Origin of the sequence: Gluconacetobacter tumulisoli, assembly GCF_014174155.1 — a bacterium.
Lineage (GTDB): Bacteria > Pseudomonadota > Alphaproteobacteria > Acetobacterales > Acetobacteraceae > Gluconacetobacter > Gluconacetobacter tumulisoli.
This window is the reverse complement of the sequence record NZ_JABEQM010000025.1, coordinates 1-19,483: the sequence shown is the minus strand read 5'-3', so window position 1 is coordinate 19,483 and position 19,483 is coordinate 1. Positions and strand designations below refer to the sequence as shown.

Here is a 19,483-nt window from a genome sequence, read left to right as displayed (position 1 = left end):
GGCCGAGTTCGAGATGTACTACTCGGTCTGATCCGCAACCCGGATCAACCGATCAGGGCGCCGGGCCGGCAAGGGCCGGCGCCCTTTTTCATGGGGCTTTGCCCCATGCCCCGCCAGGGCCCGAGGCCCTGGACCCCTGACGATCGGTTTCCAAAGGCCGCGCCCTGAGAAGGCCGCAGTAATCAGGCCAGGGTCGGAGTCCCCGGCGCCAGCGCCAGGTCCAGCCGGCCCAGGTAGGTCAGGCGGCGGGCGGCCACGATCTCGCCGATGCGGCCGTCGACGATCCGGGCATAGCCCGATATCGCCGTTTCCATGGGGGCCGACCCGACGGCGATGCCGGCGAACAGCGTGCCGGATTCGTCGTTCAGGTGCCACACGTCGCCGCGCACGCAGGCATTGTCCATGTAGCGCAGGCCCGGCAGGATATCCCTCAGCACGGGCGTCAGCACGTCGGTCACGTCAAGGGCGTTGCGGACGAAGGCACCGCACTCGTCGTCCGGCACGAAATATCCCGACAGGCTGCCCTGGACCATCAGCAGGCCCGGCTGCACCTTCCGTTCCACGACCATGCGGGTGCGGATCACGATCCGCTGCGCGTCCGATCCGGCCTCGGAGGTCACCAGGATGGTGCCGATGGGCGTCGCCATCAGGTTGGGCGTCACGCGCATGCGCGCCAGCGGCAGGGTGGCAAGGGTCGTCATGGGCCGCGTGCTCCGCCTTTCGACAAACTGGAACAGAATACGTACTCCGTCATGGACCCCCGGACGCGCCAGGCCGATCACGAAAAGAAGGATGGATCACCAGGGCCTCCGGCCGATGACGCGGCCCCGGGATCGAATTCCGGCCTCCTCGTCCGGCCAGTATAATCCGCTCCCGCATGCCCCTTCGATCACGTCTTCAGGTATCCGACGGGGTCGGGACGGACCGTCGGCCCGGCATCCGTCCCCGCGGGCAGGCAAGCATCTCGATATTTCTATTTCGTTATGAAATGCCTGAAGTTTCGGATTGGACGACCCTGGATGATCCGCTTCGTCCCTAACCTTCGGCATGCGGAAAAGTTGCGCCCCTCCGCCGGCCCGCAGGGCTGCCGTGCCATCTCCCCGGGGGAAATTTCAAAGGTCGGCCCGGTCCATGAACACCCGATTCCCGCTGCGTTCGGCCCACAGGTAGATCGCCAGCGCGAACAGCGCGACGGCGGCATCGTCCAGCGGATGCGGCAGGATCCCGCTGCCGCCGAAGCTGCCGGTTCCCGACAGGCCCACCATGCCCGCGAAATAGACCAGCACCCAGCCAGTATGGCGCAGCTGCCCGCGATGGCCCGGCCGCTTCGTGACACCCCACCAGGCCACGAAGCCGACGCCCAGCAGCAATTGCAGGCTCAGCAGCCACGACACCGTCTGCCACCCGGACCAGTAGACGATCAGCGACGCGACGATGAACGACAGCGGCCCCATCACGGCCATGCGCGACAGGCGGAACGGCCGGTGCAGGTCCGGCGCGGTGCGGCGCAGCGCGGCGGCGGCGATGGGCGCGAAGGCGTAGCTCATCATCAGGGCCGACGACACGACGCCGATCAGCGCCTGCCAGGACGGAAAGGGCAGCGTCCAGAACACCGCCATCACGAAGGTCAGGTACAGGGCCGGCCGCGGCACGCCGCTGTCGCGATCGACGCGGGCGAACAGCGCGGGGAAGGTGGCGCCGCGCGCCCAGCCGTAGATGATGCGGGGCGACGCGCTCATGTAGATATTGCCCGTCCCGGCGGGGGACACGATGGCGTCCGCCACCACCAGCGTCGCCAGCCACAGCGCGCCGACCGTTATCGCGATGTCATGGAAAGGCAGCGCCAGGATATGGGCGACGCCCGCCCACCCCCCGGCCAGCAGCCGGTCGGGCACGCTGCCGACGAAGGCGACCTGCAGCAGGACATACACCACGGTCGCCATCAGCACCGATGCCGTCAGCGCCAGCGGGATGGTGCGCTGCGGATCGCGGACCTCGCTGGCGACCGAGATGATCGGCGTCAGGCCCAGATAGGCGAAGATGATGCCCCCGGTGGAGATCGCGGCCTCGATCCCCGCCCCGCCGGCGGGGGCGAAGCCATGGCGGGTGAACGCGCCGGCATCCATGTGGCCCAGCAGCACGACGATCACCAGCAGCGGCACGCAGAACTTGAATACCGTGACGATGTTGTTGAACAGCGCGAAGGTCCGGATCGGCGACAGGTTCAGCCGCAGCAGCCCGGCCAGAACGGCCAGCTGCACGATCCATCCCGCCCAGGTCGGGTCGCCCGCCGCATTGCGGGTCAGGCCCGGGATCCATGCCCCGGCATATTGCCGCGCCGCCACGATCTCGATGGAAATCAGGCTGGAAAACGCGATCACGGTGATCAGCCCCATCAGGAAGCCCAGCAACGGCCCGTGGCTGTAGGCCGGATAGCGCACGACGCCCCCCGCATGCGGCAGCGCGGCCCCCAGTTCGCAGAAGACCAGCCCCAGCAGCAGCACCGCCAGCCCGCCGATCGCCCATGAAATGACGCTGGCCGGCCCGGCGATGGCCGACACGTTCGACGCCGCGAACAGCCAGCCCGACCCGAAAATGGACCCGAAGCCGATCATCGTCAGGTCCAGCAGCGACAGCGACCGGCGGAAATGCCCGGCATGCGTCCCGGCGGCCGCGTCGGGGGACATCAGGACGGAAGACGGGGAAGAGGGGACGGGCGCGCTGGGGGGCATGGAACACCTTGTGCCGGGGAAGGGGGCCGGGTCGCACCCGGCGGCGAGGTCAGGCGGGGCCGGGGTCGCGCGGGCGGGTGCGGCGCGTTCCGCCGAACCGCTCGGGCCGGAACGGCGCCAGCGCCATCCCGGGCGCGGCCCCGGTGGCCAGCGCGCACACCAGCTCGGCGGTCAGCGGCGACAGCGTCAGGCCCAGATGCTGGTGGCCATAGGCTGCGATCGCCCCCGGCAGGCCGGGCAGCGGCCCGATGGCGGGCAGGTAGTCCGGCAGGGTCGGGCGCGATCCCATCCAGCGGGCGAAGCCCGAGGCCACCGGCAGGCCCAGGTCGCGGACGTTGTCCTCCAGATAGCGCCATTTGCGGACATCCGGCGGGGCGTCGGGGGCCGTGAACTCGACGAAGGACGATGTCCGCAATCGCGTGCCGAACCGGCTGACGATCATCGACCGTTCCTCGAACACCATCGGCGGCAGGGCGGGCATGCCGCCATGGTCCCATTCGATATGGTATCCGCGCTCGGCCACGACCGGCGCCGACAGGCCCGCCGTCCGCAGCAGCGCGCCGCTGCCGACGCCGGTGGCGACCACCACCCGGTCGGCACCCAGGACCTGCCCGTCCGCCAGGCGCACCGCGGTGCGCGCGCCGTCGCGCGCCAGGCCGACCGCCCGCGCGGACACGCGCCGCACCTGCGCGCCGTACAGCGCGTCGGACAGGACTTGCATCACCGTCCCCGGGGTCACGGTCATCCGCCCGGTGCCCTCGATTTTCAGGGCGCCGCAGAGCCGGCGGGCCAGCACGCCGGACAGGTCGGGAAAATCGTCCGCATCCAGCCGCCGGACCGTGGCGGTCCCGGTATCGGCGGCCAGCCAGTGCGCCATGCCCGGCCCGGCGCGGCGCGGATCGTGCCAGAACATCAGGTGCCCGCCATCGTCCAGCAGGTCGGGCCGGCCCAGTTCGTCCGCCATCCGCCGCCAGGCCGGCATCGCCCCGGCCAGCAGCCCCCGCAACGCCGCCTGGCCCGCCCGTGCCCGGCCGGCGCGGCACGCCGGCAGGTAGTGGCGCAGCCACGGCACCCAGGCCCCCGGCCGGGTCCAGCCGAAATCCAGCGCCCCGCCGCGCAGGAACAGCCGCCCGGGGGCCGAGGCCAGCGCGGCCGGCGACGCCAGCGGAATCACCTGCTCCACCGCGACATGCCCGGCGTTGCCCCAGGACGCCGGCGGCATGTCCCGTGCCTCGCTGACCAGCGTGACGTCCAGCCCCGCCCGGCGCAGGGCCCGCGCGCAGCACAGCCCGACCAGCCCGCCCCCGACGACGATCGCTGTCCGGGGGGCTGTCCGGGGCGGCGCCGGCACGGCGGGCGCGGGCATGGCACCCATGCCGGAAGGCGGTGAAGGCACGATGATTTCGTCCTTTCCATATCGACACGTATACGATAAACGAAACAAAACCGAATGCAAGCGAGGCGTGCAATGAAGTGGACAGGCGTATTCCCCGCGGCGACGACCCAGTTCGCGGCGGACGGATCGATCGACATCGCAGCGACCCAGGGCGTGCTGGACGCGCTGGTGCGCGACGGGGTGCACGGCCTGGTGGTCATGGGCACCTGCGGCGAGAACAATTCGCTGGAGCCCGAGGAAAAGCGGACCCTCCTCCGCGCGGCGTGCGAGGTCGTGGACCGGCGCGTGCCCATCATCGTCGGCGTGTCCGAACTGACGACCGGCCGGGCCGCGCGCTTCGCCGCCGACGCCGCGCGGATCGGCGCCGACGCTCTGATGGTCCTGCCCGCCATGGTCTACGTCCCCACCGAGGCGGAACTCGAGGCCCATTTCTCCACCGTGGCGGCGGCGTCCGACCTGCCGATCATGCTGTACAACAACCCCACCGCCTATCGGGTGAACATCACCCTGCCGGTGCTGGAACGGCTGGCAGCGATCGAAACGATCGTGGCGGTCAAGGAAAGCTCGGCCAACACCTGCCGCTACACCGACCTGATCAATGCGTTCGGCGACCGCTTCGTGCTGATGGCGGGGCTGGACGACGTCGCGCTGGAAGGGCTGATGCTGGGGGCCCAGGGCTGGATCTCCGGCCTGACCAGCGCCTTCCCCCAGGAATCGGTGGCGCTGGTCGACGCCCTGGCGGGCGGCGACATGGAACGGGCGCTGGCGATCTATCGCTGGTTCATGCCGCTGCTGCACCTGGACGCCGAACATGACCTGGTGCAGGCGATCAAGCTGGCCGAACAGATCATGGGACGCGGCAGCGAACGGGTCCGCATGCCGCGCCTGCCCCTGTCCGGCGCCCGCCGGGCGGCGGTCACGGCGATGGTCGAACGCGCCGCCGCCACGCGGCCCTGCGGCTGATTCCACCCGTGCCGGCCAGCGGCCGACCCATCCCATCCAGGCAGGGGCACGCGATGCGTCACACCTTCTTCTGCGTCGACGGACACACGGCGGGCAATCCGGTCCGACTGGTCGCCGGGGGTGCGCCCCTGCTGCGCGGCATGTCCATGAGCGAACGCCGCCAGGATTTCCTGGCCCGCTTCGACTGGATCCGCACCGGCCTGTGCTTCGAACCGCGCGGACACGACATGATGTCCGGCGGCTTCCTCTATCCGCCCACCCGGCCGGATACCGATGCCGGCATCCTGTTCATCGAAACCAGCGGCTGCCTGCCGATGTGCGGGCACGGCACGATCGGGCTGGTCACCTTCGCGCTGGAACACGGGCTGATCATCCCGCGTGATCCCGGCCGCCTGACGCTGGAGGTCCCGGCGGGGACCATCGGCATCACCTATGCGACCTGCGGCGGGCGCGTGATTTCCGTCACCATCCGCAACGTCCCGGCCTATGTCGCCGCGACCGGGGTCGAAATCGACGTGCCCGGCTTCGGCCCGATGGTGGTCGACGTCGCCTATGGCGGCAATTTCTACGCCATCGTCGAACCCCAGGGCGCCTATCGCAGCCTCGACGACCTGGGCGCGCAGCGCATCCTCGACCTCAGCCCGAAAGTGCGCGCGGCCGTCCGCGCCGCCTGTCACCCCGTCCATCCGCTGGACCCGACGATCGCGGGCGTCAGCCATGTGCTGTGGGCGGAACCGGGCGACGAACCGGGGCAGGGCCGCAACGCCGTGTTCTACGGCGACCGCGCGATCGACCGCAGCCCCTGCGGCACCGGAACCTCCGCCCGACTGGCCCATCTGTGGAGTCGCGGGGAATTGCGGGCCGGCGACCGCTTCGCGCACGACAGCTTCATCCGCAGCCGTTTCATCGGCGAAATAGAATGCGAAACCGACCTCGCCGGCCGGCCGGCGATCGTGCCCCTGATCACCGGCAGCGCGATTTCGACCGGCCTGAACACAATCTGGATCGACCGCGAGGACGTCTTCTGGCAGGGTTTCCAGATTGTCTGACCATTCAAAAATGTTCGGCAGACGGGTCCGGCGGGCACGGCCATCCTGTCGCGTCCCCTGGGATGCGGCGCGCCGGATCGCCGGCCGGCCCGTGTCCGGTACAGGCTTTCGGTCCCCGTCCTGAAGGTGGGGCCGGCCCCATGGCAAACGGGCCGGTTCCGGTTTTTCCGCGCTGCCAGAAGGTTGCTCACCCCCTATGCCCATCGGCAAACCCCTGCCGGCGCTCGCTGACCGGCCGCTGACCATCCGGACCATTTCGGATCAGCTGTATTACCTGATTCGCGACCGGATCCTCAGCGGCGCCCTGCCGGACGGCGATCCGATCCGCCAGGACACGATCGCCACCGAACTGGGCGTCAGCAAGATCCCGCTGCGCGAGGCCCTGGCCCGGCTGGAACAGGACGGGCTGGTCCTGTCCCATCCCAACCGCGGCTTCTCGGTCAGCAGCCTGTCCTCGGCCGAGGCCGAGGAGGTCTTCGTCCTGCGCCTGCAACTCGAACCGCCCGCCGCCGCCCGCGGCTGCCGCATGGCCTCCGCCGCCGACCACAGCGCGGCCCGCACCGCGCTGGCCCGCCTGCGCCGGGCGGAACGCCACGACGATCCCGACACCGGCGCCTACAACCGCGCCTTCCATCTGTCGCTGATCCAGCCCGGGGCCGGGACGCTGACGATGTCCTTCGTCGAACGGATCAACGTCCTCGCCGACCGGTATATCCGCTTCCACCTGCATTCCGAGGACCGCTACGAACGCGCCCACATCGCCCACCAGGCGCTTCTGGATACCTGGCTGACGGGCGATGCCGAACAGGTGGAACGGCAGGTCGCCCAGCATATTCGCGATACGATGGAAGACCTCCACAAGGAACTCCCCTGAGAAACCGGGTTCAGGACGGGTTTGCCGGCGATCCGACGCGCGTTTCCTGCGCGCCGGTGCTCACGGCCCTCAAGGCCGCTCCGCTCCGGTGCTCGGCAACCCACGCCGGGCGCGCCGCTTCGCGTCGCTCTCGCACGGCAAACTCGCCCTGAACCCGGTTTCTGGTCGTCTCCCCGCGATCGGTCCGAACCGGGGCTACGGTCGATCCGACGCGCGTTTCCTGCGCGGCCGGTGCTCACGGCCCTCAAGGCCGCTCCGCTCCGGTGCTTGGAAACCCACGCCGGGCGCGCCTCTTTGCGTCGCTCTCGCATGGCAAACCCGTCCTGAACCCGGTTTCTGGTCGTTTCGCGGCCGCCGGGAAGGTTCGCGCGTTCCTGAACGGTGATTCAGGCGTTCCAGCCCCAACTCCGCCAGGCCGAAGAAGCGGGATAATTCCTGATATGCTAAAAATGCATATCAGATATCGAAATGATGCGACCCTTGGACGTAGGGCAGGCGCGGAGTCTCCATTATGCCGCGATGCGAACAATTTCGACGATACCGGCCAACGGGGCGCGCACGTGGCGTTGCGGCGGGGCGCCGCATATCGTTATGATTGAAATAACATGTACCGGGGGGGTATCGGGGAAGGTGCAGGATTTCACGAATATCATGGTCCAGGCGATCGTGGGCAGTGGAACCGGCATCTGGGACCGCAACGTCGTCACGGGGGAAATCCGCTATTCGCCCGAATGGGCCGAGCTTCTGGGTTATCGGCCCGACGATCTTTCGAACCGGATCGAGGACAGCTACATCCGCGTGCATCCCGACGACCTGGCCTACGTGCAGGAGACCCTGCGCGCCCATTTCGAGGGACGAAGCCCGAGCTACGAGGTCGAACACCGGCTGCTCTGCAAGGACGGCACCTACAAATGGGTGCTCAGCCGTGGCCGCGTCATCGAACGCGACGCCGCCGGCCAGCCGCTGCGGATGGTGGGGACGACGACCGACATCACCTCGATGCGCCTCCTGGCCGAGGAACTTCGCAACAGCCGCGACCTGATCGCCAACCTGACGAACGAGATCCCCGGGCTGGTCTTCCAGTACCGCCAGGCCGCCGACGGCACCGCCTGCCTGACCTATGCCAGCACGCGGATCGCCGACATCTACGAACTCGTGCCCCAGCAGGTGGCCGCGACCGTCGCGCCGCTGGAGGGGCGCATCCACCCCGAAGATCTCGATGCCTACCGCACCACGCGCACGGCCTCGGCCGCCGACCTGGCGCCGTGGCACTGCACGTTCCGCGTGCTGCTGCCCATCCAGGGCCTGCGCTGGCGGCAGATCGACGCCCACCCCGTCCGGCAGGAGGGGGGCGGCATCCTGTGGCACGGCCTCGTCGTCGACGTGACCGAGCACAAGCGCGTGGAACAGGAACTGAAGGACCTGGCGCGCATCGACCACCTGACCCAGCTGCCCAACCGGCGCGCCTTCATGGAACGGCTGGACGAGGCCTTCCAGCGCATCGGCCGCGTCGCCGCCGGCCAGGGCGATCCCCCTGCGGCCGACGACGAGAGGGACGACCGCCGTGCCGCCGTCATGATGATCGACATCGATCATTTCAAGATCGTCAACGATACGTACGGCCATGCGGTCGGCGATGCGGTGATCCGCCATTTCGCCGCGGTGCTGCGGGCGATATTGCGCGTGACCGACAGCGCCGGCCGCATGGGGGGTGAGGAATTTGCCGTCTGCCTGCCGGGCGCCAGCCTGGAGCAGGCCGAACATTTCGCCAGAAGGGTGCGCCGGACGATCGCGGCGGGCCCGGCGGTCGTGCGGGGCCGCGTGATCAGCTTCACCGTCAGCATCGGCATCTCGGACATGACCGCGCGGGACCTGCAGACGGACGACCCGCTGGCGCGCGCCGACATGGCGCTCTACAGCGCCAAGGAACGCGGCCGGAACCGCGTGGAAATCGCCACCGGCCTCACCTGCGGGCCCCAGCCCCTGCGCCGCAATCGCGTGGCGTTCTGAACGGGTCGGACGCGCCGGACGCCCGTCCGGGATTCAGCCCCGGAACCGAGCCGTCGGGTGCGCTCACATCCGGATCAAGAAACCGGATATATGAAGATATAATCATAAAAATACGAAACAAGACCGACGACGACCGGTTGGGTTTCCACTCGCCAGGGCCGCACGCGCGCCGGATCGCCGGGTTGTGCGCGACCCGTACCCGCGCCTTGCGCCACTGCCGGTCCATGCGCAGGCCCAACGCTGCTGGCGAATGCGCCGCCGATCTCGAAACATGACGTGGAAGACTAGATTTTTCGGACACCATTCGCTACCGGGCAGGACTTGGTACACACCGGACAATACGGCCGCGTCAGCCCCGTCTTCGGCGCGTTCCACCCGCTCCCTGTCGCCGACTTGAAGGCACGTTTCCGATGCCGCGCCTTCCGGGACCTGTTCCCCTATGCGCCGCGGCTGTCGTAATCGAGGCCGATATCCAGCGCGCGCACCGTATGCGTCAGCCATCCCAGCGACAGGATGTCGACGCCGGTCGCCGCGATGCCGGCGGCGGTGGCAGGGGTGATGCCGCCCGAGGCCTCGGTCAGGGCGCGTCCGGCCACCATCGCCACCGCCTCGCGCAACTGGTCCGGCGTCATGTTGTCCAGCAGGAACACGTCCGCGCCGCCGGCCTGCAACGCCTCGGCCAGCTGGTCCAGCGTATCGACCTCCAGCTCGATGCTGACCAGGTGGCCGGCGCGGGCGCGGGCGGCCTCCAGGGCGGCGCGCACGCTGCCGCCGGCCAGGGCGATGTGGTTGTCCTTGATCAGGATCGCATCGTCCAGGCGGAAGCGATGGTTGGATCCGCCCCCGGCCCGCACGGCATATTTCTGGATCGCGCGCATCCCCGGCAGCGTCTTGCGCGTGCAGCAGACGCGGGCGCGGGTGCCCGCCACGGCGCGGACGATGCCCGCCGTCGCCGTGGCGATGCCGCTCAGATGCGACAGGAAATTCAGCGCCACCCGCTCGCCGCCCAGGATAGCCGGCGCGGCGCCCACGACGCGCGCGATGCAGGTCCCGGGCGCGACGACGCTGCCGTCAGGGCGTTCGACCGTGAAGCGCACGGCGGGATCGATCAGCGTGAAGGCCAGCCGGGCCAGCGACAGGCCCGCCACCACGCCGTCCTGCCGCGCGACCAGCGCGGTGTGCAGGACCTGCCCCGGCGCGGCCAGGGCGTCGGTGGTCAGGTCCCCGCCGCAGCCGAAATCCTCCAGCAGGCCGGCGCGCACCAGGGGTTCGAGCATGAAATCGGGCAAGGGCGTCATGAGGGATCAATGCTCCAGAAGGAAAGGGACCGGCGCCAGCGCGGCCAGGGCCGGCAGGGCGCGCGCCAGGGTGATGCGGCCGGTGACGGCGTCGGGCGCGGTGTCGGGATAATCGGTGCGGTAATGGCCGCCCCGGCTTTCGCGCCGCTCCAGCGCCGTCAGGCACAGCAGTGCACCGACCAGGGCCTGGTCGTCATGCGGGACATGCGGCGCCAGGGCGCGGGCCGCGCGGCGCAGGCCGTCGGCGGTGCGCAGGATGCCCGCGGCCCGCCCGACCAGCAGGCGCACATCCGCCGGATCCGCCGCCTGCGGCTGTGGCGTATCCCGCGCCGGCAGCGGCCGGGGAACGGGCAGGCTCGTCGCGTCCAGGTCGCGCGCGACGAAGCCGCCGCAGACGAAGGCCTCCAGCAGCGAATTGCTGGCCAGGCGGTTGGCGCCGTGCAGGCCGGTGGACGCGGCCTCGCCGCAGGCCCACAGGCCCGGCACCGACGTCCGGCCGCGCAGGTCGGTCTCGATGCCGCCCATATGGTAATGCGCGGCCGGACGCACCGGAATCGGGTCGCGGTCGGGGTCGATCCCATGGGCCAGGCAGGCCCGCGCGATGCCGGGAAAATGCCGCGCGAAATGCCCGTGCGTCGCCGCGCGGGCATCCAGGAAGACGCGATGCCCGGCCGCCAGATGCGCCTGGATCGCCCGCGCCACGACATCGCGCGGGGCCAGTTCGTCGGTGAAGCGGTCGCCGGTCTCGTCGACCAGCACCGCGCCGGCACCCCGCACCGCCTCGCTGACCAGCACGCGCGGCGCGGCGCCGGCCCCGCGCGCCGGGGGCGTCGCGTCCAGCGCGGTCGGATGGAACTGCACGAATTCCATGTCGCGCAGGGTCGCGCCGGCGCGCGCGGCGCAGGCCAGGCCGGACCCCAGCCCGCCGGGCGGGCTGGTGGTGGTGGGGAACAGCGCGCCGACCCCGCCCGTCGCGATCACGCAGGCGGCGGTCGGGATCGCCACCGTTCCCCCGGCCCGTTCGGCCAGCACGCCGGCCACCTGCCCGTCCGCGACGATCACCCGGCGCAGGGCGGCATGGTCCAGTACCGTGATGCGCGGCGTCGCGCGGACGCGGGCGACCAGCGCGCGCATGATCTCGGCCCCCGTGCCGTCGCCATGGGCATGGGCGATGCGCGGGCGGGAATGGGCGGCCTCCAGATGCAGGTCGGGCGTGCCGTCGGGCCGGCGATCGAACACCGCCCCCAGCCCGGCCAGCGCCGCGATGGCGTCCGGCGCGGCCCGCGTGATGGCCTCCACCGCCGCCGGATCGCACAGCCCGGCGCCGGCGGCCAGCGTGTCGCGCGCATGCAGGGCGGGCGTGTCGTCCGGGCCGATCGCGGCGGCGATGCCGCCCTGCGCCAGGGTGCTGGCGGCATCGGCGGCCAGCGGGGCGGGCGACAGCACGACGCACGGCCGGTCCATCAGCAGGGCGGTCGCCAGGCCGGCCAGGCCGGCCCCGGCAACGACCGGTCGCCCGGCAAGGGCGGCTGGGCCGGTCACGCCGCCAGCATCCGTTCCACCGCCCGGCGGCCGCCGGCCAGCAGATGGCCGGGGATCGTGACCTCGTGGGTCATGCTCTCCAGCGCGTGGCGGATCGCGGGCAGGGTGATGCGCTTCATGTGCGGGCACAGGTTGCACGGCCGCACGAAATCGATGCCGGGATGGGCGGCGGCCAGATTGTCGCTCATGGAACATTCCGTCACCAGCAGCACCCTGTCGTGCGCGCCGCGCGCGACGAAATCCGACATCGCGGCGGTGGACCCGGAAAAATCGGCCTCGGCCACGACGCCGGGCGGGCATTCCGGATGGGCCAGCACGGCGACGCCGGGATTGTCGCGGCGCCAGTCGCGGATCTCCTGCGGGGTGAAACGCTCATGCACCTCGCAATGCCCGGCCCAGGTGATGATCTCCACGCCGGTTTCCCGCTGGACGTTCTGCGCCAGGAATTCGTCGGGGATCATGATGACGCGGGGCACGCCCAGGCTCTCGACGATGTGCCGCGCATTGGCCGAGGTGCAGCAGATATCGCTCTCGGCCTTCACGTCGGCCGTGCTGTTGACATAGGTGACCACCGGCACGCCCGGATGCGCGCGCTTCAGCGCCCGCACGTCCGCGGCGGTGATCGAGTCCGCCAGCGAACATCCCGCCTGCAGGGACGGGATCAGCACCGTCTTGTCCGGGTTCATCATCTTGGCGGTCTCGGCCATGAAATGCACGCCGGCCATCACGATCACGTCGGCGTCCAGCCCCTGGGCATCGCGCGCCAGGGCCAGGCTGTCGCCCCGGATGTCGGCGACGCAGTGGAAGATCTCCGGCGTCTGGTAATTATGCGCCAGGATCACCGCCCGGCGCCGGCGCTTGAGGTCGAGGATGGCCGCGATGTCGTCGGCGAACATCTCCCACTCCATCCGGGGAACGACCCGGGCGACGCGGTCGTACAGGGCTTCGAGGCGGGGCGAGGCGGTAAGGGTCTCGGACATATTCGGCTCCCTGGGCTTATTTATACTCGTTATGAGCATAAATAAGCCGCATCAGTTCACCCCTGTGATTGGCCCGCCGGCCCGCCGCGTCAAGAGGGATCGATATGACAGCGTTGTGACCAGCCCGCAGGAAACGCGCGCCGGATCGCCGGCAAACCGCGTTTTCAGACGGGTCGGGTAAGCGGCAGCTTGGATCCGGCGATCCGCCGCGCCCCGATCACCTCGCGCCGGAAACGGAACAGGCGGGCAGGGCGACCGCGCGTGTCGGATGCGACATCCGCCGTTTCCTCCACCAGGTCCTGCTGGGTGATCAGGCGGCGGAAATTCTGCTTGTGCATGGGCTGCCCGGCCACGGCCTCGACCGTGCGCTGCAGGTGCAGCAAGGTAAAGCTGTCGGGCATCAGTTCGAAGATCACGGGACGATAACGGATCTTGGCGCGCAGCCGCGCCATGGCGGTGGCCAGGATGCGCCGCCCGTCGCCCGCCATCTCCAGCCCCGGCACGGTCCTCCCCCCCGGCGGCGCCGATTCCGGCACCAGCCCGGCCTCCCACAGCAATTCGTAGCGTTGCAGCACCAGTTCGTCGTCCCAGCCCAGCCCGTCCAGTCCGAAGGTCAGGGCGATGCGCTGGCGGCGGGCCGCGCCCGGGGCCGGCGGCGCGGCATGGGCCCAGTGCTCCAGCCGCGCCGCGATCCGTGCGACCAGGGCGCGGCCGTCGGGGGCGGTCTGGTCCTCCCACGGGAAATAATCGTACCAGTTGCGCCAACCGTGCTCGCCCTGGTGGATGCGCGTCAGCGCCAGATAGGAAATCAGCACGCTGCGATCGTCGGCGGCGTCGCCGTCCGGCGCGTCGGCAAAGGTATAAAGCTGCTCGACATGGCCCAGCGCATGCCCGGTCTGCCGCTCCACCCACAGGCGCAGGCCGGTCTGCAACGACCGATGCCCGGCCTCCAGCGGGCCGGACGGCAGCGCCCGCCCACCCTCCAGCGTCAGGACCATGGGACGACCGTCGCTGACCGCGATCAGCACGGCGATCAGTTTCGTGGGCATGGCGCGCGTCCCCTCCCGTCCGGCCTCGGGCGCGGCGCGCCCCGGCCATGCCTAGTCCATCGCGCGATACATGACATGGCAATCCACCACGCCCTGCGTGGCATGGCGAAAGGCGCCGGGCAGCGTGCCCACGATGGCGAAGCCGTGCTTCTGCCACAGCCGGATCGCGACGATATTGGTGGCGACGACCGAATTGAACTGCATGGCGGCGAACCCCATCTCGCGCCCCACGCGCAGCGAATGCGCGCACAGCGCCCCCGCCACCCCCTGTCCCCGCGCGGCGGGCGAGACGATATAGCCGCAATTGCACACGTGATCGCCCGGCCCCGCGGCATTGGGCTTGATGTAGTAGCTGCCCAGCACCACGCCGTCGCGCTCGGCGACGAAGGTCGCCCGCGGCGCCTCGGCCCACACGCGCCACCCGGCATCGCGATCCATGTCCGGGTCCAGCGCATAGGTCTCCCGCGCTCGCACGACATCGCGCAGGATCGGCCAGACGGCATCGAAATCGGCGGGCACCAGGGGGCGGATCAGCAGCATGCATCCTCGGCAGATAAGTCGCGCCACCGTATCAGCCGCCGGCCGTCCGGACAAACGATGCGCACTCCGTGCGCAATGCCGATTTCCGGATCGGCCAGCCAGCGCGGGATGTTCCTGAACCGGACGAAGCAGAAATTGGAATGGCGCAGCGTGCCGCCGACGGACAGCGTGCATACGCGCCGGGGACGCGAAAGACGTCCGCGATGCTGCCCGGAGCCGCCATTTGACGCTAATACAGCCTCTCGACGGCATTCCTGGTTGGGCGGTTCATGTGTTCCTGCGTCAATTAACGTATCTGGTCGCGCTGGATCGGTTCCGGCATTTTTCCCGTGCCGCGGATCATTGCGGCGTATCCCAGCCGGCCCTGTCCGCCGCGATCCGGCAGCTGGAGCATGAACTCGGCGTCACGGTCGTGCTCCGCAACCGGCGCGTGTTCGGCTTCACCGCCGAAGGCGAACGGGTCCTGGCCTGGGCGCGGCAGACGATCGCGGCGCTGGACGGCCTGCGGCAGGAGGCGCATTTCGCCCGGGACATCGCCGGGGGCAGCCTGTCCATCGGCGCGATGCCGCCGGCGATCCTGGTCCTGCCGCTGCTGATGGAAAGCCTGCGGGCGGCGATACCGGCATTGCATCTCTCGGTGAATGTCGCGGCCAGCGCGGACATCCTGCATGACCTGGCCGAGCATCGGATCCAGATGGGGCTGATCTACCTGGACCAGGTGCCCCCCGACGGGTCCTTCGAAACCCGGTATCTCTACGCGGAACAGCTTGTGCTGGCGGCCGCCCCGGGGGTGAGCCTGCCGAACCGCACGACCTGCGGCTGGCAGGAGGCGGCGGGGCTGCCGCTGTGCCTGCTCGGGCGGTCGATGCGCAGCCGGCAGATCGTCGACGCCTGTTTCCGCGAGGCCGGGTGCGAACCGACGGTCTTCCTGGAAACGAACGCGCTGGAATTGCTGCATGCGGAACTTCGGGCGGGGCGCCTTGCGACGATCCTGCCCGTCGCCGCCCTGCCGTCCGGGCACGAGGCCGCCGCCCCGCTGCAGATCCGGCGCCTCAGCCCCTGCCCGGCGCCCGGGGTGGGGCTGGTGCGCCTGCGGCAGCCGGTCGTGACGGCCCTGATGGCGCGTAGCTGGGAGGTCGCCGGCGGCCTGGTCCTGGACGACGCGCTCAAGCTGTAGGAGCCTGTCTGGACATGCGCGCTGGTGGCGATCCTATGCGCGTTTCCTGTGCTTCGCGGCGGACGGCCGTCAAGGCCGCTCTCGCTCACCAGCGCGCATGTCCAGACAGCCTGCTAAGGACTGGTCCGAAATGCGCCCTGGTGGCGTTCGATCCCGCCCGCCGGGCTCCGGCGACGAAACCCGGGTCAAGTCCGACAGGACCCGCACCCGCAGCGGACGTGATTCACGCGCCGCGGACGGGCAGAACAAGGTTCAATAGCGTCCACGCAGCGTGAAATTGAATGTCCGGGGCTCGCCGAAAATCATCCCGTCGTAGAAACCGGCCTGACGCACGTAGGTCTTGTCCGTAAGGTTCGTGATGTTTCCGGCAATGTCCAGCCAGCCGGCCACCCTGTAGCGTGCCATCAGGTTGATCAGCGTGTAGCCGCCAACCTTGATGTTCGATGTGTCATATCCCCCGCCCGACAGGGGGCGGCCGGGATTCGTCGTCCATTCCGTGCTGCTCTGGCTCGAGATGCCACCGCCCACGGTCAGGCGATGCAAGGCGCCGGGGAACGTGTAGCTTGTCGTCAGGCGGACCAGGTGATGCGGATCCTGCTGGTAGCTCAGGCCCCTGGTCCGGAGATAGCTGTATCCGAAGAAGACGTTCCACCCCGGAAGCAGCTCGCCGGACGCGTCGAAATCGATACCCTCGGATTTCACGCCATTGACGGAGGTATAGATCGAATCCCCGGTGATGTCGTTGACGGCGCCGGTCGCCTGGGCAACGTTGCTCTGCTTGTTGAGATAGAACGCGAGAGAGGTGTTGAGTCTCTGCCCGAAGAAGGCACCCTTCAGGCCGGTCTCATAGCTTTTGCCCATGACGGGATCGAGGGGACGGTTGTTTTCATCCCGCAAGTTCGATTGCGGCGTATAGATATTGGTATAGCTGCCGTAGATCGACATCGTGCGGGTGAAGTCGTAGACCATGCCCGCATAGGGCGTCAGCACGGCGTTCTGCCGCGTGCCGCCCGCGATCGGGTTGTATTGGTTCGAAAGATTGTAGGTACCGCTGTAGGCTTCGTATGTGCTGATGCGTCCGCCGAGGATAAGGGACAGCCCCTTGGCCAGGATGAAGCGGCCGGACACATAGGCGCCGTAGTTCCGGGTCACGTCGACCTCCCGCGCATGCGTGCGGTGCGTCGAGAAATCGGGATACGAACCGTCCCATGTCCGCCAGTTCGCGACAGGCAGGCCGGCCGCGCGATATTGGCAGCCGGACCATGGGGATACGCCGGCAATGTTGCAGTTGCCCAGCGCCTGGCTGAACGTATATTCCGTCAATTCGTCGTTATAGCCGTTGAAACCGAACATCAGCTGATGTTCCCGCCCCAGGATATGAATGGGGCCGGAGATATGGACATCCGCGTTGTCCCGGGCGTCGGCATATTCGGCATGCATGGCGTTCAGATAGGCGCCGGTCCCGTCCTCGTTCCAGAAACCGGCAAAGCCACCGACGTTTTTCGCGGCATTGTTGATTTTCGCCACGCCGAGATCGCTGAAGGAGCCACCCTGCGTGCGCATGTAGCCGACCATGAGGTGCCAGCCGGCGGAAAAATCGTGATCGTAATTGATGAAGGCCGTGTACATGTCCCGGGTGGCCTGGCTCCAGTTCGCGACCGGGTTCGTGCTGCGGGGCAGGTTCGTCCTTGTTCCGTCGGCATACCAGATCGGAACGTTCGTGCCCCACGATGCGCCGTCATTGCGGCTCCGCTCGTACTGGAAGCCGAAATTCAGGACGTCGTTCGATGAAAGATCCGCGGCGTAGTTGGCAAGTGCGCCGATCCGGTTGACATGCTCGCGCTGGCGGAACGTATCCGTATCGTCCCAGCTGAAGACGTAGCGGCTGCGGATGGACCCGGATTTGTTCAGCGGCGTGTTGACGTCCGCCATGACGCGGTGCTCGTTCCAGTTGCCCAGACGCAGCAGGCCGTTCACGCTGAAGGTCCGGGTCGGTTGCTTCCGCTGCAGGTAGATCGTCGCCGACGGATCTCCCGTCCCGCCCAGAAGCCCGTTGGCACCCCTGATGATCTGGACGTTCTCGTAGAGGTCCATGTTCATCGACGTGCCGAGGCCGGTGAAACTCGTGCTCGCGTCGACCTGCATCCCGTCGATCTTGTAGTTCGTGATGTCGAACCCGCGGGCACGGTACGTGGTGCGCCCGGCATTGTCGTTCGCATAGGACGTGACCCCGGGCGTTGTATTGAGAACGTCGTCCAGGGTGTTGATCTGCTGGTCGTCCATAAGCTGACGGGTCATCACCGTCACGGTCTGGGGTGTTTCGCGAAGGCTCAGCGCGAGGCCGGTGGACGCGCTGGCGGCGGACGCCGTGTAGCTGCCTCTCTCCGTTCTCTGCGATTTCACGACGATATTCTCCGTCGTGACCGCCTTGTTCTCGTCGGCCAACGTCTTTGCGGGCGCCGATGTCTTTGCAGGTTTCGACGTCGTAACGGATTTCCTGCCCTGGGCGGTCTTGTCGGTCACATCGGCGGCGCGCGGCGCGGTTATCCAGAAAAACGACGACAATATCGATGTCAGGAACATCGCCGTGCGGAACTGTCGCCGTCTCGAGATTTTCACCTTGCCCTCATTAAATGTGATAATCATTCGCAACGTGGCGATCTGTATCATGCTCGTTACGTGTTGCAATACATGGTGACATTACAAAACATTGCCGTTCCAGCACTGCACTTCTCATCACCGCACGCGGATCGCGCTTCTCCTGGCCCATGCACGGGGGAAGATCCGCCGGAAGGCGGGGACCAGCCACGCGGCAAGGTACGGTCGAAAACGAAACGACCTGAAAAATGCGCGGATAAGGAAAATCCTAAGGTACAGAAACCATCTTTCCGTCGAAATGGCTTCGACGGCGGCAACGTGCCCGGCGGCTTCACGCGGGACGCGCGCCCGCTTCTCTCCACCGCGCAGGCCATGCCGGCGCATCGACCCCATCTCCCCTGATTCCCGCTGGCCCGCACGACGGGGAAACGCGCCGGGTCATGCATAGGAGGCAGTCGGAAAATGCGCGCCGGCGGCGGGCGCAATTACGTTCCGATTTCGAACTGATCTCCACGCGGCGCCCTTCATAAGCGTTGCTTATGATCAGATCACGACAACCACTTGGACACGCGGCGCGCGGCGCCGCAGCCTGTCGTTTTTCGGGGCGGGGCCATGTCAGGCGCGGCGGGAAAAATGGCCGGTTCGGGGGCCGGGGCGTGGCACCGGGCATGGGGCGCCACATGGGGCAGGCCATGGGGCGGATCATGGCGGTGGCTGATGGCGCCGTCGCTGGCGGACCTGGGGTTTGCGGTGCGCACGTCGCTGGCCGCCGAACTGTCGCTGCTGATCGCCATTTGGATGGAACTGGACAGCCCGCAATGGGCGCCGCTGTCCGTCTGGGTCGTGGCGACGGCCTCGCGCGGCGAATCCCTGTCCAAGGCGCGCTGGCGCCTGGCAGGCACGCTCGTCGGATGCGGCGCGGGGGTGGCGCTGATCGCGGCGTTCCCGCAGGAAACCGGCCTGTTCTTCCTGGCGCTGGCGCTGTGGATCGGCCTGTGCTGCGGGTGCGCGACGTTCTTCGACGGCTATCGCAGCTATGGCCTGCTGGTCACCAGCTTCACCTCGGCCATCGTCGCGACCGGGGCCATCAGCCAGCCCGACCATGTCTTCGACGTCGCGATGGCGCGGGGAACCTATATCGTGCTGGGCATCGTGTGCGAGGCCGCGATGGCCGCGCTGCTGCTGCCCGGCGTCCGGGGGGCGGCGCGCCGGCGGCTGCCGGCCCGGCTGCGCGGGCTGGCGGACAGGGTCGCGGCCGGCGTGGCGGCGCCCGCC

At 68.8% G+C, this 19,483-nt stretch carries 16 protein-coding genes; 7 read left to right on the top strand and 9 right to left on the bottom strand.

Translation table 11 applies throughout. The features are described from left to right. Window positions 1-182: 182 nt before the first annotated feature. From HLH28_RS17520 to HLH28_RS17510, 3 genes are all read right to left on the bottom strand, one after another. Window positions 183-701 carry a hypothetical protein gene (locus HLH28_RS17520; protein ID WP_182961891.1) on the bottom strand — a complete coding sequence of 173 codons (519 nt, stop codon included), beginning with the start codon at window positions 699-701 and terminating at the stop codon, window positions 183-185. Window positions 702-1,112: 411 nt separating this feature from the next. Further along, window positions 1,113-2,732: an APC family permease gene (locus HLH28_RS17515; protein WP_246396381.1), complete on the bottom strand. Its 1,620-nt coding sequence runs from the start codon at window positions 2,730-2,732 to the stop codon at window positions 1,113-1,115. 49 nt (window positions 2,733-2,781) lie between these two features. Further along, the gene (locus tag HLH28_RS17510) at window positions 2,782-4,128 is read right to left on the bottom strand and encodes an NAD(P)/FAD-dependent oxidoreductase (RefSeq protein ID WP_220790169.1); all 1,347 of its coding nucleotides are present in this window, start codon (window positions 4,126-4,128) and stop codon (window positions 2,782-2,784) included. 72 nt (window positions 4,129-4,200) lie between these two features. Between HLH28_RS17510 and HLH28_RS17505 the strand changes: the two genes are divergently transcribed. From HLH28_RS17505 to HLH28_RS17490, 4 genes are all read left to right on the top strand, one after another. Next, window positions 4,201-5,091 (top strand): dihydrodipicolinate synthase family protein, encoded by an 891-nt coding sequence (locus HLH28_RS17505; RefSeq protein WP_182961890.1) that lies wholly within the window; start codon window positions 4,201-4,203, stop codon window positions 5,089-5,091. Window positions 5,092-5,144: 53 nt separating this feature from the next. Continuing rightward, window positions 5,145-6,140 (top strand): 4-hydroxyproline epimerase, encoded by a 996-nt coding sequence (locus tag HLH28_RS17500; RefSeq protein WP_182961889.1) that lies wholly within the window; start codon window positions 5,145-5,147, stop codon window positions 6,138-6,140. Window positions 6,141-6,336: 196 nt separating this feature from the next. Next, the gene (locus tag HLH28_RS17495; RefSeq protein WP_182961888.1) at window positions 6,337-7,014 is read left to right on the top strand and encodes a GntR family transcriptional regulator; all 678 of its coding nucleotides are present in this window, start codon (window positions 6,337-6,339) and stop codon (window positions 7,012-7,014) included. A 651-nt stretch (window positions 7,015-7,665) separates the two neighbouring features. After that, window positions 7,666-9,024 carry a sensor domain-containing diguanylate cyclase gene (locus HLH28_RS17490; protein ID WP_246396379.1) on the top strand — a complete coding sequence of 453 codons (1,359 nt, stop codon included), beginning with the start codon at window positions 7,666-7,668 and terminating at the stop codon, window positions 9,022-9,024. A gap of 437 nt (window positions 9,025-9,461) precedes the next feature. On the opposite strand, the gene nadC is transcribed toward HLH28_RS17490, so the two are convergent. The 5 genes from nadC to HLH28_RS17465 all read right to left on the bottom strand — a co-directional run bounded on the left by nadC (window position 9,462) and on the right by HLH28_RS17465 (window position 14,433). Continuing rightward, window positions 9,462-10,322 (bottom strand): carboxylating nicotinate-nucleotide diphosphorylase, encoded by an 861-nt coding sequence (nadC, locus tag HLH28_RS17485; protein ID WP_182961886.1) that lies wholly within the window; start codon window positions 10,320-10,322, stop codon window positions 9,462-9,464. A 6-nt stretch (window positions 10,323-10,328) separates the two neighbouring features. Beyond that, window positions 10,329-11,864 carry an L-aspartate oxidase gene (locus HLH28_RS17480; RefSeq protein WP_182961885.1) on the bottom strand — a complete coding sequence of 512 codons (1,536 nt, stop codon included), beginning with the start codon at window positions 11,862-11,864 and terminating at the stop codon, window positions 10,329-10,331. Then, window positions 11,861-12,844, bottom strand: a complete 984-nt coding sequence (gene nadA, locus HLH28_RS17475; RefSeq protein ID WP_182961884.1) for a quinolinate synthase NadA — start codon at window positions 12,842-12,844, stop codon at window positions 11,861-11,863. The genes HLH28_RS17480 and nadA overlap by 4 nt, the downstream gene beginning before the upstream one ends. Window positions 12,845-13,008: 164 nt before the next feature. Beyond that, complete coding sequence (locus HLH28_RS17470) at window positions 13,009-13,893, bottom strand: NUDIX hydrolase (RefSeq protein WP_182961883.1); 885 nt, start codon at window positions 13,891-13,893, stop codon at window positions 13,009-13,011. Window positions 13,894-13,944: 51 nt separating this feature from the next. Then, window positions 13,945-14,433: a GNAT family N-acetyltransferase gene (locus HLH28_RS17465; protein ID WP_182961882.1), complete on the bottom strand. Its 489-nt coding sequence runs from the start codon at window positions 14,431-14,433 to the stop codon at window positions 13,945-13,947. A 271-nt stretch (window positions 14,434-14,704) separates the two neighbouring features. Here HLH28_RS17465 and HLH28_RS17460 point away from each other — a divergent pair, with 271 nt between their 5' ends. After that, entirely contained in the window at window positions 14,705-15,610 is a 906-nt protein-coding gene (locus HLH28_RS17460; protein WP_182961893.1) for a LysR substrate-binding domain-containing protein, read from the top strand. 252 nt (window positions 15,611-15,862) lie between these two features. Here HLH28_RS17460 and HLH28_RS17455 read toward each other — a convergent pair whose 3' ends face one another. After that, window positions 15,863-18,013 carry a TonB-dependent siderophore receptor gene (locus HLH28_RS17455; protein ID WP_338029763.1) on the bottom strand — a complete coding sequence of 717 codons (2,151 nt, stop codon included), beginning with the start codon at window positions 18,011-18,013 and terminating at the stop codon, window positions 15,863-15,865. Window positions 18,014-18,029: 16 nt separating this feature from the next. Between HLH28_RS17455 and HLH28_RS17450 the strand changes: the two genes are divergently transcribed. Together HLH28_RS17450 and HLH28_RS17445 are read left to right on the top strand one after the other, a co-directional pair. Beyond that, window positions 18,030-18,308 carry a hypothetical protein gene (locus HLH28_RS17450; protein ID WP_182961881.1) on the top strand — a complete coding sequence of 93 codons (279 nt, stop codon included), beginning with the start codon at window positions 18,030-18,032 and terminating at the stop codon, window positions 18,306-18,308. A gap of 533 nt (window positions 18,309-18,841) precedes the next feature. Beyond that, on the top strand, window positions 18,842-19,483 hold a 642-nt coding region (locus HLH28_RS17445; RefSeq protein WP_182961880.1), incomplete at its 3' end, for an FUSC family protein.